Here is a 15,474-nt window from a genome sequence, read left to right as displayed (position 1 = left end):
AAGCCGACGAGGCGGAAAATCCTCATGTCATCGCTGCTGCTGCCGCTCGCGGCCGGAAGCGCATCGGTCACGCCGGCCGATGCCGCACCCCGCGCGGAAGGCAAGTCATTGGTGGCGTTCTTTTCGCGGAGCGGCAACACCCGGGTCATCGCCGGGCAGCTCAGCCGGGCGCTGCCGGCCGATCTCTTCGAGATCGTACCGGCGACACCCTACCCGGCCGACTACTTCGAAACCGTCGAGCAGGCGCGGCAGGAGCGCGATCGCGGCGACCGGCCGCCACTCAAGGCCCAGCTTCCGAGCACCGCCTCCTATGCGACGGTGTTTCTGGGGTTCCCCATCTGGGGCGAGACCGCGCCGCCGGTGATCCGCACTTTCCTGACGGTCCACGACCTTGCGGACAAGACCATCATTCCGTTTATCACGCATGGCGGCTTCGGGCTCGGCAACAGCGAAGCCGTTCTGGCCAGCCACGCCCCTCAGGCGCGCCTGATCGAAGGGTTCTCGATGCAGGCGCCCCAAGAGCGCCAGACCATAGAGCGGATCACCCAGTGGTTGGACACGCTGAAGGTGAAATAGCAGGGTTACTCGTCACAGATGGCGGCGGTCCCTTTGGAGCCAATTCCTACGCCGCCTGAACGATCTCGACCAGCTCAACGTCGAACACCAGATCTTTCCCGGCCAACGGATGATTGCCGTCAAGCTTGATGCTGGCGTCGTCCACGCCGACGACTGTCACCGGCATGGGGCGCCCCGCGCGGGTCCTGGCCTGCAATCGAGTCCCGATATCGACGTTGATGTTATCCGGCACACGGGCGCGGTCGATGGTCATGACCGCTTCGGGGCGGTGGGGACCATAGGCGGCTTCGGCGGGAACGGTGACGGTGCTTTTCGCGCCGACCTCCATGCCCTCGACATGGGTTTCAAGGCCGGGGATCACTTGCCCCTCGCCCAGCGTGAATTGCAGCGGTTCACCGCCGGAAGCATCGAATTGAGTGCCGTCGGCCAGACGTCCAGTATAATTGATGCGCACGGTGTCGCCATTCTTGGCCTGTGTCATGGCAGTCATCCTTTTGGGAGTTTTTGAGGGACCAGCCAGAGTTCGCGGTCCCGTTTTCGATCATCCACGCACAAAGGTGCACGGCGCGAAACTCTAAAACTAGGGGCCCAGCTGGCGATGTAAACCCACCGTTGAGCTACGAGCGGTCGGCCCCCCGACAAACGACCCATGCAACATGGTTGGGTGTGGCCGCCGGCAGCCTGCTCGCTGGACGGGCAAGGTCATCGGCGTTAACCTGCAAGCAGCTTGATGCGCGGCGAATCCCCTAAGGAGATGCAGCCATGACCTTGCAAGGCGATGCCCTGAAAGACGCGATCGGCCGGACGCGTGACAAATGGGGGTGGTTCGTGGCCCTCGGCGTGCTTTTGCTGATCTTCGGCGCCATCGCCTTCGGCAACCTGATGATCGCCACTGTCGCCTCGGTCTATCTCGTAGGATGGCTGATGCTGTTGGGCGGCGCGATCGAGATCATCCATGCCTTCGGCGTCAAGACCTGGGGCCGTTTCTTCTACTGGCTGCTCAGCGGCCTGCTCTATGCCGTTGCCGGCTTCTTCGCCTTCGGCAATCCGTTGCTGGCCTCGGCGGTGCTGACCTTGCTGCTGGCGATAGCGCTGGTGGCCTCCGGCGTGCTCAGGGCTTGGATCGGCTACAACCACCGGCCGGAGAAAGGCTGGGGCTGGCTGGTCGCGGCCGGCGTCATTAGCGCGCTGGCGGGTCTGGTCATCGCCATGGGCTGGCCGGTCAACAGCCTGTGGGTGCTCGGGCTGTTCCTGGCCATCGACCTGATCTTCCAGGGCTGGGGCTTTATTGCGATCGGACTGGCGTTGAAGAGATAGTCAGTCCAGATGCAGCAGCGTCATCGAAATGACGGCCAACACGATCCCCAGATATTGCATCGAAGACAATTGCTCCTTGAAGACGAAGGTACCAACAAGCGCGGCGCCGACGACCACGATGGTGTTGACCAGCGCACCCGTCACCGCCAGGTTCAGCCGCGTGTTGATGAAAGCAAAGGTCGAATAGGACAACGGCGCCAGCAGCATGACGGATGCCAGACTGCGGCCGTTGCCGGTCTTGCCCCAATGCGCGCTCAGCCCATCGCACAGGATGAACATCCCCGAGCACAGCAGCACCACACTCCACACGGCGGTGTCGATTTTCATCCTGGAGCATTGGGCGTGTTGGCGGCGGCCTTCAAATAACGACTTCACAATCGGTTGCATCTCTCGGCGATATTCGACCGCTGGTCTTGAAAGCCGTCAAAAGGCGATTGAGCGGTCCAGTTCCGACAGCGGACGGACGCCGGCCAGCAGCGCCCTCGCCTCAGCCTCGTCGCGCTTCATCTGCACGACCAGCGCGTCGAGCCCGTCGAATTTCACCTCGGTGCGCAGGAAGCCGAAGAACGACACCTCACAGGTCTCGCCATAGAGATCGCCGGAGAAATCGAAGACGAAGGTTTCCAGCAACGGCGCGCCGTTGTCGTCGACGGTTGGCCGGCGACCGAAGCTGGCGACGCCGTCATGCAGCGTGCCGTCGGCGCGGCGGAAGCGGACGGCATAAATGCCTTCCTTCAGAGTGGCTTCCGGCGAAAGCCTCATATTGGCTGTCGGGAAGCCCAGCGTCCGGCCAAGCCGCTGGCCACGGATCACTTCACTCTCGACGGTGAAGCGATAGCCGAGCAGGCCTGCTGCCTCGGCGACAGCACCTTCGCACAGAAGTGCGCGGATGCGGCTCGACGACACCACCTCGGCGCCCTCGTCGCGAAACGCATCGACCAGCGTAACGCCGAAGCCATGGCGCTCGCCGGCTGCCATCAGGAAGGCGGGGCCGCCCTGGCGGTCCTTGCCGAAGTGGAAGTCGAAGCCGGTGACGGCATGGGTTATGCCGAGGTTTTCCTCCAGAACACCGGTTACGAAGGCCTCGGCCGACAGCGAAGCAAACTCGCGCGTGAACGGCTGTTCGACCAGAGCGGCGAAGCCCAGATGCGACAGCAGCCGCGCCTTCATCGGCGGCGGCGTCAGCACGAACAGCGGGATATCGGGCCTGAACACCTTTCGCGGATGCGGCTCGAAGCTCAGCACCAGAGGCGGCGCGCCGCGCCGCCGCGCTTCGGCAAGCGCGCGGTCGAGCACCGCCTGGTGGCCGCGATGGACGCCGTCGAAATTGCCGATCGCCACCACGCCGCCGCGCAAATGGGCCGGCAGCGGCGATGTTGCGGTAACGCGTTCGAAGGCTTCGGTCATTTTGAGGCTTCCGTCATCGGGGCGATCCTACTCCCCTACTGCAGTCTCGGAATGACCGCGACAGGCCGATAGCCATGCTTTTCGAGAAAGGCCACGAGCCTGGCGGGATCTGGCTGCAGCGGATCGCCATAGTCGCGCGCATGGATGCCGCCGGAGACATAGAGCACGTCGAAACCGTTGTCGGCCGCGCCCTTTATGTCGGTCATCATGCCGTCGCCAATGGCCAGCACCTTCGAGCGCTCGACGGGATGGCCGAGCAGGTGGGCGACCTCGCGCATCGCGACGTCATAGACCGGTGCGTAGGGTTTGCCGGCGATCAGCGTGCGTCCGCCGAGTTGGGCATAGTCGCGGGCGAGCGCGCCGGCACACCAGATCATGCGCTCGCCGCGCTCGACCATGATATCGGGATTGGCGCAGATGAAAGGCAGGTTCCTGGCCCGCAGCCGTCGCAGCAGCTCGGCGTAGTCCTCGGGCTTCTCCACCTCGTCGTCGAACAGGCCGGTGCAGACCACGCCGGAGGCCTCGAACTCCTCGACAAGATCGACGTCGAGGCCGTCATAGAGGGTGAAATCGCGGTCGGCGCCGATATGGAAGATCTTTCTGGGACCTTCGGCGATCAGGTCGCGGGTGACGTCGCCGGAGGTGACGACGCGGTCATAGGCGGTCTGCGGGACACCTATCGCGTTCATCTGCGCCACCACGTCGGCACTGCGGCGCGGAGAATTGGTGATCAGAACGACCGGCAGCTTCGCCGCGCGCGCCGCGGCCAGCGCCGCGGCCGCCGCCGGGAAATGCCACTCGCCATTGTGCACCACGCCCCAGACGTCGCAGAGGATGGCCGCATAGGCCGCCGACAAATCCGCGAGCGAGCCGATGATGTCGGGCGAATCCGCCATGCCGTTTTCCCAGTCGTTCGTTGCGATGGCCGCCGCCGACGGTCCGCCGCAGCCGGTCCCGCATTAGCCGAAGCGCTCCGTCCTGTCATCAGCTTTCGCCATCGGCGGCGGTGCTGGCGGTCAAGGGCGCGGCATCACCCCCTCGAAGCTAATCCGGCATCATAGGGTTAACGCGCAGTCAAAAAGGCGGCGCGACCTTGATGCTTTCGAGCAACGTGAAATTTAACGATCTGTGACCATGGTCTTAGATCGTTTGCGACTATGGTCGTATATTAGCGGGGGCTAAAGACAATGTTCCGCAGGTTTGTGCGCGACAGGCGCGGCAATTATGCCTTGATGACCGTCATCACCATGGTGCCGCTGATGGGCGGCGTGGCGCTCGCCGTCGATTATTCGGAACTGGTGCGGCAGCGGCAGGAGACGATGAACGCGCTCGACGCGGCCGGTATTGCCACGGCCCGGCAACTCGTCTCCGGCGTGACCGATGATGCCGCCAAGGCCTATGCCAAGAACTTCTTCGAAGCCAACCTGAACCACGTCAAGCCCGCCAATACGACGCTGACCGTCACGCTTCCCAGCAACAATATCGGCGGTGGCACTTTGGTACTGGAAGCTGGCCTGAAGTATCAGCCATACTTCCTGCCTGCGGCTGCGATGCTGATCGGCAAAGCCTCCAGCAATACCGAGGTCAACATTACCGCAAGGTCGGAAGTTCGACTCAAAAACACGCTAGAGGTTGCGTTGGTGCTCGACAATTCCGGCTCGATGAGCACGCTTGGGTCCGGCACCGGGCAGAAACGCATAGATCTGCTAAAGGCGGCCTCCAGGCAGCTGATCGATTCGCTTGCACTGCAGGCCCAGCAGATGAAGCAGGTCACGAAACCTGTGCAGTTCTCCGTGGTGCCTTTCTCAGCCTCGGTCAATGTCGGCCCGACGCATGATGGTGATAGCTGGATGGACCAGGATGGCATCTCGCCAATCCAGCACGAAGATTTCGACTGGACGAAGATGACCTCCAGCAACGATTCGAACAAGTATGCCGAAAAAAGCAATGGCGTCTGGTACAAGCGCGGGGATGGCTGGGGGGACGGCAAGGACGAGCCTCTGACCCGTTTCAGCCTCTACGCCGACATGACCGTCGAGTCTGGCCGCGAGGAAGTGCCCAACTCCCAGCAGTACATCTGCGATGTTTACAACAAGAAAAACAAATGTACCGAGGGCCATTGGACCGATCCGCAGTATATCTACACGACCAGCCGCTATGCCAGTTGGCAAGGCTGCGTGGAAGCGAGGCCGTATCCTTACAATGATGACGATACAACGCCGGATACCGCCAATCCGGCAACTTTGTTCGTGCCGATGTTCGCGCCTGACGAGGCCGGGACTCTGTGGCGCGACTTCAACCGCGACGGCACCAACGATGTCAGCAGCGTGTCTTACGGCTACAGCAACAATTGGTGGGCCGACTGGCCTTACGACCCAGCCAACCCGACGGCCAAGCAGCGGCAGTCGGACATGCGAAAATATTTCCTGATCAAGCCTTATGGTTCTGCCTCTGCTTCGTCGGGCGACGGTCCGAACGCGGCTTGCACGACCAATCCGATCACGCCGCTGAAGGACGTCACCGTAGCCGCCGAGAAGAAGCAACTTGATGACGCTATCGACGCCATGGCGCCGACCGGCAATACCAACGTCCCGGAGGGCCTTGCCTGGGGCTGGCGAACCGTTTCGAGCAACGAGCCCTTTACGGAAGGTCGGCCAAACATCGAAAAAGGTAATGACAAGGTGGTGATTGTGCTGACTGACGGCGCCAACACATACAGCGCCATCAGCGACAGTTTTTATGCCAACAACGAGTCGACCTACGCCGCTTACGGCTACACCGGGCTAACTTATCCCGGATCGGGAAGCGTGACGCGCTTGTTCATGAACACCAGCACCGACGTCGGGAAGACCACGTATACGGATGCCAACTATACGGCAGCCCTGGACGAGCAGATGCAGACGCTTTGCGCCAATGCAAAGGCCTCGAACATTCTCGTCATGACCGTCTCGCTCGACCTCGTCGAATCAAAGGCGAGCGAAAAAAAGGCGATTACGGCGCTCAAGGCCTGTGCATCAGACTCGCGGTTCCGCAAAGACCCGACCGACCCCACCAAGCCGGCCAAGCTGTATTGGAATGCGACAGGCGCCACCTTGTCTCAGAGCTTCAAGGAAATCGCCGACGAACTGTCGAACCTGCGCATCGTCAGCTGATCGGCTGGCCATCAAAGCAAGGGCCCCTCACATAAAATGCGTGAACTCTGGCGTGACTTCTGCCGCGACCGGCGCGGCAACTATGCCCTCATGACCGTGCTCGCCATGGTGCCGTTGATGGGCGGCGTGGCGTTGGCAGTCGACTTTGCGGGCATGACCAACGAAAAGCAGAGGGTGGTGAACGCACTCGACGCCGCCAACGTCGCCACCGCCCGCCGCCTCGCCGAAGGCGCCACCGACGACCAGTTGAGGGCCTATGCGCTGGACTTCTTCAACGCCAACCTCGGCAGTGTCGATCCAGCCAACACGACGCTCGACGTCACGCTGCCCAGCAGCACGACCGGCGGCGGCCTGGTGAAGCTCTGTGCGGCGCTGGTGTACAAACCCCATTTTCTGCCGGCGGCGGCGATGTTGATCGGCAAGACCTCTACCGATGTCGACTACTCCGTCTGCTCGGAGGTCCGGCTGAAGAACACGCTGGAAGTCGCCATGGTGCTCGACAATTCCGGCTCGATGAGCACAGCCGGCACCGGTTCGGGACAAAAGCGCATCGACCTGCTCAAGCAGGCCGCAAAACAGCTCGTCGATACGCTGGCCTTGCAGGCAGTGGCGATCAAGCAGATCGACAAGCCGGTCCAGTTCAGTCTTGTGCCCTTCGCCGCCTCGGTCAATGTCGGGCCGGACAACGACAATGCCTCGTGGATCGACGCCTATGGGCTGTCGCCGGTCCACAACGAGAATTTCGACTGGTCGACGCTCAATGCCGCCGACAAATATGCCCAGAAGATCAACGGCATCTGGTACAAGAAGGGTGATGGCTGGGGCGAGGAGGAGGGTCAGATGCTGACCCGGTTCTCGCTCTATCGCGACATGAAGGTGGTGACCAGCCACGAGCGCATCGTCGGCAGCAAGCGTGTCGTCTGCGACGAGTACCGGTCGAACCACACCTGCAAGCGCAACCACGATGAATACGACTACAACGACACTTACGGCCCGTTCGCCAGCTGGCAGGGTTGCGTCGAGGTCCGGCCCTACCCTTACAATGTCAATGACGCGCCGGCCTCCGGCGGGCCCAACAACACCGGCACGAGTGTCGGCGATCCGGCCACCATGTTCGTGCCGATGTTCGCTCCGGACGAGCCGGGTAACCATTGGTACCTGACGCAGGATCCGGATGAGGCGAAGCCTGTTACCTATGGCGCGGCCAACAGCTGGTGGAACGACGACCCGACAAGCACCACAGGCAAGACGCGGCAGTCCAACATGGCCAAGTATTTCCAACCGCGGCCGATCGATGCGCCGGTGTTGTCGAAGGGCGCCGGTCCCAATTACAGCTGCACCACGACGCCGATCACGCCGCTGACCGACGTCACCAAGCCGGAAGGGCTGACCGCGATCAAGGCGGCGATCGACCTGATGGCGCCCAACGGCAACACCAACGTGCCGGAAGGCATGGCCTGGGGCTGGCGCACCGTGTCGAGCACCGAACCCTTCACCGAAGGGCGGCCGGAGACGGAGCGCGGCAACGACAAGGTCGTGATCGTGCTGACCGACGGCGAAAACACCTATTCGACGGTAAGCAGCGACCCGGCCGGCAACAAGTCGACCTATGCCGCCTATGGTTACACCGGCCTCGCCTATTTCGGCACGGCGGTGACCCGGCTGTTCGGCGGCACGTCGAGCGACGTTGGCCAGTTCAACTACAGTTCGAGCAATTACACCAAAGCGCTCAACGAGCAGATGGCGACGCTGTGCAACAACGCCAAGGCGGCCAACATCATGTTGATGACTGTCGCGCTCGACATGTCGTCGACCGACGCCGGCGACGTCAAGGCCATGGAAGCGCTGAAGACCTGCTCGTCCGACTCGCGCTTCCGCAAGGACCCGACGGACGCCAGCAAACCGGCCAAGCTGTTCTGGAACGCGACCGGCGCCACGCTGTCGGACAATTTCAAGGAAATCGCCAACGAGCTGTCGAACCTGCGCGTGGTCAGTTAGAGGCAGCTTCGATGCTTTCGCCATTTGTCAGCGCTGGCGCAACCGCTCCCTCTCATCATGCCCTTGCGGTTGTTGAAGGCACATGGTGAGTGTTCCCGCCACCATCCGGAGACTCCCCAGATGCCCGACGCCGCCAATCATCTCGCCTTTGCGCTGGTCTGCCTCGGCATGGTGCTGACGCCCGGGCCGAACATGATCTATCTGATCTCGCGCTCGCTCTCGCAAGGACCGAAGGCCGGGCTGATCTCGCTTGGCGGCGTCGCTTGCGGCTTCCTGTTCTATGTGGTTTCAGCGGTCTTCGGCATCAGCGCGCTGTTGCTTGCCGTACCCTTCGCCTATGACGCGCTGCGCCTTGCCGGCGCGCTCTATCTGCTGTGGCTTGCCTGGCAGGCGGTGAGGCCCGGCGGGCGCTCGCCGTTCCAGGTGCGCGAACTGCCCAAGGACAGGCCGCGCAAGCTGTTCGCCATGGGCCTGATGACCAATCTCCTCAACCCGAAGGTGGCGGTGCTCTATCTGTCGCTGCTGCCGCAGTTCATCAGCCCCGGCAAGGGCCATGTGCTGTCGCAGCTGCTGGTGCTCGGCGTCACGCAGATTTCGATCAGCCTCACCGTCAACGCCATCATCGCGGTGACGGCCGGCTCTATCGCCACCTTCCTCGCCGGACGGCCGCTATGGCTGGTCGTCCAACGGTGGATGATGGGCACCGTGCTGGCAGCGCTGGCGCTCAGGATGGCGACCGACGCACAACGCTGAGATCGGAAACCGCCAAGCGATGAACGGATGGCTCCGCTGCTCAAAGGGCGGCAGCGCGCTGTTCGGGTCTTGTCACTCTTGGCTAGCCGCCCAAGGGTCATCATCTCCAGGCATTTTTTTGAGGGGCTGAAATCGTCAAGCTCGCCAGCCAGAATCAGGGTCGGACCGCCATGTCGCCACTGGCTTCCGAACAATTCGGATATGTTCATTCCGTCGCTCATATGACCGTGCTGGCAGGGCCCTTTTTGGTCAACTATTGAGCGGGATTTTAGCATTTAGAATTTTAGTGTTTTCTTAAATGGCCCGTAGATTCCCCTAGCGTACCACATAAGGCAGGCAAGCTTGGGCAAGGGGCAATGTTCACGTTCAGAGACTTCTGGTTATCGGAGCGCGGCAACTTTGCCATAGCGACCGCGATAGCGATGCTGCCGGTCATGATTGGCGTGGCCGGCGCCATCGATCTCGTGGGGACGAGCGACGACGCCGCGCAATTGCAGAACTCGCTGGACGCGGCTGGGCTTGCCGTCGGTACGAAGTACTCTCCCGACATGACGGCTGGCGAAGTCCAGGAGCTAGGGCTGACATTCTTCGCGGCCAACCTGCGCGACGTCGACCAGGAGAAATATTCGGGCAGCGTCTCGGCTTTTTCAGCTACCGCCAGCGGGGGCTCGGGCGCATACTACATTTCGCTTTCGTCCAGCATCAGCCACCCAGGCTTCATCAGCGGCTCGGCCGCCTGGCAGGCGCACCGCTCGGCCTCGGTCAAGATAGACCCCGGCGCGCAGGCCTGCGTGCTGGCGCTCGATCCGCATGCATCCGCCGCCGTGAACCTGCAGGGCTCGACCAATGTCTCGATGAGCAGCTGCGTGATCGCGTCAAACTCGGATGCGTCCGATTCCGTCAGCAGAGGCGGTTCCGCGCTGGTTTCTGCGGGCTGCGTCTCGACCGTCGGCGGCACTTCCGGGCTTTCGCTGCCCAACGCCAGTCTCACCTGCGGAACGCCGCTCGAAGATCAATATGCGTCCATCGATCCTCTGGCCGACGTCGTCCCTCCCCCCTACACATTGTGCCTGCCCGTCCCGAACGGCAAAACCTACACGCTGTCGCCCGGCACCTATTGCGACAAGACATTGTCGGGAAACATCACGCTGGACCCAGGCGTCTACATTCTGCGCGGCACCACGATAAAGCCGGGGGGCAACGGCAGCCTGACCGGCCAGGGCGTGACCCTGTTCCTCATGGAGGGGGCGCAGCTCTACATAAACGCCAATGAGCAGGTGAACCTTTCCCCGCCGACCAGCGGCCCCTATGCCGGCATCACCATTTTCCAGGACCACGAGAACACCTCCGCCCTGACGCTGAATGGCGCCGCAAATTCCAAAATCAGCGGATTCGTCTATGCGCCCGACGCGCCCATTTCCTATGCCGGGAACTCCGACATGAGCGGCCAGGGCGACTGTCTGAGGCTTGTCGGCAAGACCGTGCAGATGACGGGAAACTCCTCCGTCAGAACGGACTGTGCGGCCCTGCTCGGAGATCGCGAGATGTATGCCGGCCGCCTCATCACGCTCGCGAAATGAGCGAGTATTTCGCGCCGCACGGGTAGCGATTTTCAACATGCTGCCCGGACGCCGCGTTACATACAGGCGGTTGTCGGAAGGGGCGGCGCCAGGTGCTGGCACCGCCCCGCCTACGGTTCTAGGCGGCGTAGCGCTCGATGACCTCGGCCAGGGGAACGTGCCCCAGGCAGGCGCCGGAGCCGACAGGCCTCTCGCCATCCTCGACACCTAGCGCGTATCGCACGGCCGGATCGGCCTCGATGCGGCGGCGCAAAGCGGCGAGCTTCGGATAGGCGGCACCGTCGATCGCCTCGTGGTACTCGGCCCAGCGCGCCACGCCGATCAGCGTGGTGTCGGCCAGCGTCAACCGGTCGCCGGCCAGGAAGTCGGTATCGGTGATCATGGCCTCTAGCCGGTCGTGGCGCTCGGTCACCGCCTTGCGGCCGAAATCGCGCAAGGTCGCCTGCAGCGCCGGATCGGGCGACGCCATTTCCAGCGCCACCCAGAGCGGGCTGAATGCGGCGGTGAAGCCGGTGTTCACGAAAGCCATGAGCTGATGCATGCGGTCGGCTTCCGGCGTGTGCTGCTCGAAGCTGACGCGGCGCTCACTGTCGCGGGCTTCAAGCCATGCGGCAATGGCCATTGTTTCGGTGAGCACCTTGCCTTCGTCGGTGATCAGGACCGGCGTTTCCTGCCGGCCGTTGATGCGGGCATAGGCATCGTTTTTCATCTCGGCCAGCATGTCGACGCGACACAGCCGGTAGGGTTGCCCGACGCGCTCGAAGGCGGCGACCAGGCCCATCGAGCTTCCCGCCGGGAAGCCGTAAAGGAGGATAGGTTCCATCTGTTGTCTCTTCCATGTTCAGGGATCACGCCGCGCAGCGAAACTTGACCCTAAACGCTGGCCGCCCCATGTAAATTACGCACAATTCTGTAACCAGCCCGCCACAGGCCCCCCATGAAAGACGTCGTCTCGCGCTGCCCGATCGAAGAGACCATGCGCGTGCTCAGCGGCCGCTGGCCGACCTTGCTGCTCTACTATCTGAAGGACGGGACCAAACGCTTCAGCGACTTGAGGCGCGACAATCCGACCGTGTCGCACCGCATCCTGGCGCTGGAGTTGCGCAAGCTGGAGGACGCCGGCATCGTGCGGCGGACAGCGCATCCGGGCTATCCGTTGCGCGTCGACTACGACCTTACCGGGCCTGGCCGCAGGCTCGTGCCGCTGATCGATGCGCTCGGCTCGTGGTGGGTGCATACGGAAGACGACCGGACCGGCCGTTCTCCAATCTCGGAAACAAATCTCGATACGGCTGCCTAGGACCAAGATTTTCGCCGCCCTGCCCGGCAAAAGCCATGATCGCGCTTATCTCAGGCGGGCATGACCATTGCGAACATCGAAAACGACCAAATCCCGAATCTGAACCGGCGCCTGCTGCTCAAGGGAGCCAGCCTCGCCGCGCTGGCCGGCCTCGCGTCCTGCAGCACCGTTTCGCAGCCGACCGGCGAAGGCGCCGGCGTCTCCTCATCCGCCACCGGCACGCTGGCCGGCATCCGGGCTTCGGCCGGGCTCGGCCCGCTGGTTCCCGATGGACAGCTCGAACAGGCGGCCCTGCAGCAGGCTGGCTATATGGCCGGGGCGCGGCGCATGAGCCATACAACCGGCTGGGGCAAGAGCTTTTCCTCGCGCGTCAGGGGCAACGGCATTGCCGGTGCGGCCGCCGAAAACATCGCCGAAGGCCGCTTCGACCAGGCGAAACTGTTCGACATCTGGGTGCATTCGCCCGGCCATCGCCGCAACATGCTCGACCCGCGCTTCACCCGCTTCGGTCTTGCCTATGTGCGCGACGGCCGCGACTCCGGCCTGCGCTACTGGAGCCTGGTGCTTGGGAAATAGCCGCGACCAATCTGCAGAGATTGCTGGCCGTCATCCATCACGCTTGCCGTCGAGCAATTTCTCGATGCCCTGGGCCGAGACCGGTTTGCTGAAATGATAGCCCTGCATTTCATCGCAATTGTTCTTGCGCAGGAAGGCCACCTGATCGTCTGTCTCGACGCCCTCGGCAATGACCCTCAGATGCAGATTTTGACCCAATGAAATCACGGCACTGGCGACTGCCTGATCGTTCTCGTCGACGGCGAGATCCTTGATGAATGACTTGTCGATCTTCAGCCGTGCCACGGGAAAGGTCTTGAGTGCACTGAGGCTGGAATAGCCTGTTCCGAAATCGTCGATCGATATCTGGACGCCCAGGTTCTGCAATGCGTTCATCGTTGCGACCGCCAGCTCAACGTCCTGCATGATAAGGCTTTCGGTCACCTCAAGCTCGAGATACCTGGCCTCCAGACCGCTGTCCTTCAGGGCATTCACGACACGGCCGATCAGGTTCGGTTCCCTGAATTGCCGCGCCGAGACGTTCACGCAGACGGTCAGCGGCGGCAGGCCGGCGTCCTGCCAGGCCTTGTTCTGCCGACAGGCCTCGTGCAGGACCCAGTCGCCGATCGGCACGATCAGGCCGGTCTCCTCGGCGGTGGGAATGAATGTGTTCGGCGCCACGATGCCTCGTGTCGGATGCTTCCAGCGCAGCAACGCTTCGACCGCAAAGACGTCCCCTGAACGAAGATCGACTTGCGGCTGATAGAGCAAAATGAATTCCGAATGAGCGAGCGCGTTTCGCAACTCTTCCTGAAGCACGAATTTCTCATGCGCTCTGGTGTTGAATTCGGGAGCATAGAACTGGAAATTGTCGCGGCCGAATTCCTTCGCACGGTACATGGCCGCATCGGCATTGGCCAGCAGCGTATCCGGGCTCGTCCCGTCCTTGGGGTAGTTGGCGATGCCAATGCTGGCCGTCGCCCTCAGCCGATGCCTTCCCAGATGAACCGGCTCCGCTATCGCCGCCCGGATCTTTTGCAGCGTCTCTGAGATGAGATCGACGTTCGTCGGCTGGTCGAACAGGACTATGACAAACTCGTCGCCGCCAAGCCGCACGACGGTGTCGGTTGACCTTACGCATTCGACCATACGGTTGGCGACGGTCTTCAGCAGCACGTCACCGGCGTTGTGGCCAAGCGTATCATTGACGAGTTTGAAATTGTCGAGGTCGATGAACACTACCGTAACCCAGCGATCGTATCGCTGCGCATACAGCAGAGCCTGAGAGAGCCGATCCTCGAGCAGAGCGCGATTTGGAAGCCCGGTCAGCACATCATGGTTGGCCATGAAGTGAATCTGGTCTTCAGCCAATTTGCGCTCGATGGCGATCCCTGCAATGCGTGTCGTGAAGTCGATCAGCCGTGTTTCGGCCCCGGTCGGTTCACGCACTGTCATTGAATACATCGCGAAGACGCCTAGCACGGCGCCTTGGTGCGACAGGATCGGGGTCGACCAGCACGAACGATAGCCGAAGGGTGCCACCACCTCACGGTAATCTTCCCAAAGCGGATCCTGCATGACGTCTGCGACGATGACCGGCTCGCGCCGATAGACGGCAGTGCCACATGATCCAACCTTGGGGCCGACGGCGATCCCGTCGATGGCTGTGGTATAGTCTTTCGCCAGGCTCGGCGCACCGCCGTGCCGCAAATGGCTGCCGTCCTTGTCGAGAAGCAAGACGGAACCGAATATCCCCGTCAACTGCGACTCGACAAGGCGCATCAGGCGGTCGAGCACGTCTTCGAGCAGGGCGCTCATCGCGATCATTTCCAGGATATGCGCCTGCCCGTCCCGAAGGATGTCCGCTTGCTTGCGGGCGGTGATATCGTGAGCGATGCCGACCAGGCCGATGATGTCATTGCGGGCATTGCGCAGCGGCACCTTTGTCGATGAGAACCATCGGACGGCGCCCGACGCATCGACCACAAACTCTTCCTTGTCGATCATTGGTTGCCCGCTGCTGAGCACGTTCTGCTCCACCGCGCGAAATTTCTGCGCAAGTTCCGGGGCATGAAGATCAAAATCGGTCAGACCGATCATGTCACCGGTCTTCTCCCGACCACAGTCGACAGAAAGTGCCCTGTTCGCCACGACGAAACGGCTTTCGGTGTCCTTGACCCAAAGATAATCGGGCACCCAGTCGATCAGCGTTTGCAGCGAGATGCGCTCGTCGACGATCTGTCGATTGGCAGCGAGCGCCGTAATGTCTTCGTGCGTGGCCACCCAACTGCCGTCGGGCATCGGCTGATGGCAGACCTGAATAGTCCGGCCGTCGGTGAGGTTGGCGGTCCAGGCTTTTGGAGCCATGCCCGAATTGACCGATCGGGCCAATGCGAGATAGGCGTCGGCGTCGGTCGTGGATGTCCCCGCAGCGACGCGGCGTTCGACGATTTCGCGGAGCGTCAGCCCCGGCTGCAACTGCTCCGGCGCAATGTGATAAATTTCCGCATAGCGGCGGTTGCACAGGATCAGCCGTTCATCGGCGTCGAAAAAACAGATGCCCTGCGAAACGTTATCGATCGCCGTCTCAAATCGCAGCGCCTGCCCTTCGAGCGTTGCGATCCGGGCTCGAAGATCGCGCTCGAGCGTTTCGTATGAAGCGATCGTCAGCTTTGCCAGCGCGGCCAGATTGGCCGACTCCGGTGCTTCGGCGGCTTTCCTGGATGGTTTCGTGCCCAAACAGAGTTCCTCCGGTTTGGTGCCGGCGCAAAGCAACACGCCTCGCTTTTCAACCCAAAAGCGACTGCATCGTGATCGAGATATACTAATGGTAGGT

14 protein-coding genes are annotated in these 15,474 nt (G+C 62.1%); 8 read left to right on the top strand and 6 right to left on the bottom strand.

Annotated features, from left to right (window positions below; translation table 11 throughout):
• The first annotated feature begins 24 nt into the window (after positions 1-24).
• Positions 25-576 carry a flavodoxin gene (locus tag A6B35_RS16205; protein WP_006203120.1) on the top strand — a complete coding sequence of 184 codons (552 nt, stop codon included), beginning with the start codon at positions 25-27 and terminating at the stop codon, positions 574-576.
• A gap of 46 nt (positions 577-622) precedes the next feature.
• Here A6B35_RS16205 and A6B35_RS16200 read toward each other — a convergent pair whose 3' ends face one another.
• A complete protein-coding gene (locus A6B35_RS16200; protein ID WP_006203119.1) occupies positions 623-1,057 on the bottom strand; it encodes an FKBP-type peptidyl-prolyl cis-trans isomerase in 435 nt (144 codons plus the stop codon).
• 281 nt (positions 1,058-1,338) lie between these two features.
• On the opposite strand from A6B35_RS16200, the gene A6B35_RS16195 reads away from it, so the two are divergent.
• A complete protein-coding gene (locus A6B35_RS16195; protein WP_006203118.1) occupies positions 1,339-1,893 on the top strand; it encodes an HdeD family acid-resistance protein in 555 nt (184 codons plus the stop codon).
• On the opposite strand, the gene A6B35_RS16190 is transcribed toward A6B35_RS16195, so the two are convergent.
• From A6B35_RS16190 to A6B35_RS16180, 3 genes are all read right to left on the bottom strand, one after another.
• Positions 1,894-2,220, bottom strand: a complete 327-nt coding sequence (locus tag A6B35_RS16190; RefSeq protein WP_006203116.1) for a hypothetical protein — start codon at positions 2,218-2,220, stop codon at positions 1,894-1,896.
• Positions 2,221-2,316: 96 nt separating this feature from the next.
• Positions 2,317-3,300, bottom strand: a complete 984-nt coding sequence (locus A6B35_RS16185; RefSeq protein ID WP_006203115.1) for a bifunctional riboflavin kinase/FAD synthetase — start codon at positions 3,298-3,300, stop codon at positions 2,317-2,319.
• 35 nt (positions 3,301-3,335) lie between these two features.
• Positions 3,336-4,196, bottom strand: coding sequence for a TIGR01459 family HAD-type hydrolase (locus tag A6B35_RS16180; protein WP_006203114.1), 861 nt, complete (start codon positions 4,194-4,196; stop codon positions 3,336-3,338).
• 291 nt (positions 4,197-4,487) lie between these two features.
• On the opposite strand from A6B35_RS16180, the gene A6B35_RS16175 reads away from it, so the two are divergent.
• The 4 genes from A6B35_RS16175 to A6B35_RS16160 all read left to right on the top strand — a co-directional run bounded on the left by A6B35_RS16175 (position 4,488) and on the right by A6B35_RS16160 (position 10,783).
• Entirely contained in the window at positions 4,488-6,452 is a 1,965-nt protein-coding gene (locus A6B35_RS16175) for a pilus assembly protein (protein ID WP_006203113.1), read from the top strand.
• Positions 6,453-6,488: 36 nt separating this feature from the next.
• On the top strand, positions 6,489-8,450 hold the full coding sequence (locus A6B35_RS16170) for a TadE/TadG family type IV pilus assembly protein (protein WP_006203112.1): 1,962 nt from the start codon (positions 6,489-6,491) through the stop codon (positions 8,448-8,450).
• A 120-nt stretch (positions 8,451-8,570) separates the two neighbouring features.
• Positions 8,571-9,203, top strand: a complete 633-nt coding sequence (locus A6B35_RS16165) for a LysE family translocator (RefSeq protein WP_006203111.1) — start codon at positions 8,571-8,573, stop codon at positions 9,201-9,203.
• Between the two features lie 356 nt (positions 9,204-9,559).
• Positions 9,560-10,783 (top strand): TadE/TadG family type IV pilus assembly protein, encoded by a 1,224-nt coding sequence (locus A6B35_RS16160; protein WP_006203110.1) that lies wholly within the window; start codon positions 9,560-9,562, stop codon positions 10,781-10,783.
• Positions 10,784-10,901: 118 nt separating this feature from the next.
• Here A6B35_RS16160 and A6B35_RS16155 read toward each other — a convergent pair whose 3' ends face one another.
• Entirely contained in the window at positions 10,902-11,606 is a 705-nt protein-coding gene (locus tag A6B35_RS16155) for a glutathione S-transferase family protein (protein WP_006203108.1), read from the bottom strand.
• A 114-nt stretch (positions 11,607-11,720) separates the two neighbouring features.
• Here A6B35_RS16155 and A6B35_RS16150 point away from each other — a divergent pair, with 114 nt between their 5' ends.
• The gene (locus A6B35_RS16150) at positions 11,721-12,083 is read left to right on the top strand and encodes a winged helix-turn-helix transcriptional regulator (RefSeq protein ID WP_006203107.1); all 363 of its coding nucleotides are present in this window, start codon (positions 11,721-11,723) and stop codon (positions 12,081-12,083) included.
• Between the two features lie 60 nt (positions 12,084-12,143).
• The gene (locus A6B35_RS16145) at positions 12,144-12,659 is read left to right on the top strand and encodes a CAP domain-containing protein (RefSeq protein ID WP_006203105.1); all 516 of its coding nucleotides are present in this window, start codon (positions 12,144-12,146) and stop codon (positions 12,657-12,659) included.
• 30 nt (positions 12,660-12,689) lie between these two features.
• Here A6B35_RS16145 and A6B35_RS16140 read toward each other — a convergent pair whose 3' ends face one another.
• Entirely contained in the window at positions 12,690-15,377 is a 2,688-nt protein-coding gene (locus A6B35_RS16140) for an EAL domain-containing protein (protein ID WP_006203104.1), read from the bottom strand.
• Positions 15,378-15,474: the final 97 nt, after the last annotated feature.

The sequence above is a fragment of the Mesorhizobium amorphae CCNWGS0123 genome (assembly GCF_001686985.1).
Lineage (GTDB): Bacteria > Pseudomonadota > Alphaproteobacteria > Rhizobiales > Rhizobiaceae > Mesorhizobium > Mesorhizobium amorphae.
The sequence above is the reverse complement of the archived record's forward strand: the minus strand, read 5'-3'. Positions and strand labels throughout refer to the sequence as shown.

Bases quoted from the DNA above. Each gene is read 5' to 3' on its own strand.
- A6B35_RS16205 (WP_006203120.1), top strand. From the start codon at position 25: ATGTCATCGCTGCTGCTGCCGCTCGCGGCCGGAAGCGCATCGGTCACG.
- A6B35_RS16145 (WP_006203105.1), top strand. From the start codon at position 12,144: ATGACCATTGCGAACATCGAAAACGACCAAATCCCGAATCTGAACCGG.
- A6B35_RS16155 (WP_006203108.1), bottom strand. From the start codon at position 11,606: ATGGAACCTATCCTCCTTTACGGCTTCCCGGCGGGAAGCTCGATGGGC.
- A6B35_RS16170 (WP_006203112.1), top strand. From the start codon at position 6,489: ATGCGTGAACTCTGGCGTGACTTCTGCCGCGACCGGCGCGGCAACTAT.
- A6B35_RS16195 (WP_006203118.1), top strand. From the start codon at position 1,339: ATGACCTTGCAAGGCGATGCCCTGAAAGACGCGATCGGCCGGACGCGT.
- A6B35_RS16175 (WP_006203113.1), top strand. From the start codon at position 4,488: ATGTTCCGCAGGTTTGTGCGCGACAGGCGCGGCAATTATGCCTTGATG.
- A6B35_RS16165 (WP_006203111.1), top strand. From the start codon at position 8,571: ATGCCCGACGCCGCCAATCATCTCGCCTTTGCGCTGGTCTGCCTCGGC.
- A6B35_RS16190 (WP_006203116.1), bottom strand. From the start codon at position 2,220: ATGAAAATCGACACCGCCGTGTGGAGTGTGGTGCTGCTGTGCTCGGGG.
- A6B35_RS16185 (WP_006203115.1), bottom strand. From the start codon at position 3,300: ATGACCGAAGCCTTCGAACGCGTTACCGCAACATCGCCGCTGCCGGCC.
- A6B35_RS16180 (WP_006203114.1), bottom strand. From the start codon at position 4,196: ATGGCGGATTCGCCCGACATCATCGGCTCGCTCGCGGATTTGTCGGCG.
- A6B35_RS16150 (WP_006203107.1), top strand. From the start codon at position 11,721: ATGAAAGACGTCGTCTCGCGCTGCCCGATCGAAGAGACCATGCGCGTG.
- A6B35_RS16200 (WP_006203119.1), bottom strand. From the start codon at position 1,057: ATGACACAGGCCAAGAATGGCGACACCGTGCGCATCAATTATACTGGA.
- A6B35_RS16160 (WP_006203110.1), top strand. From the start codon at position 9,560: ATGTTCACGTTCAGAGACTTCTGGTTATCGGAGCGCGGCAACTTTGCC.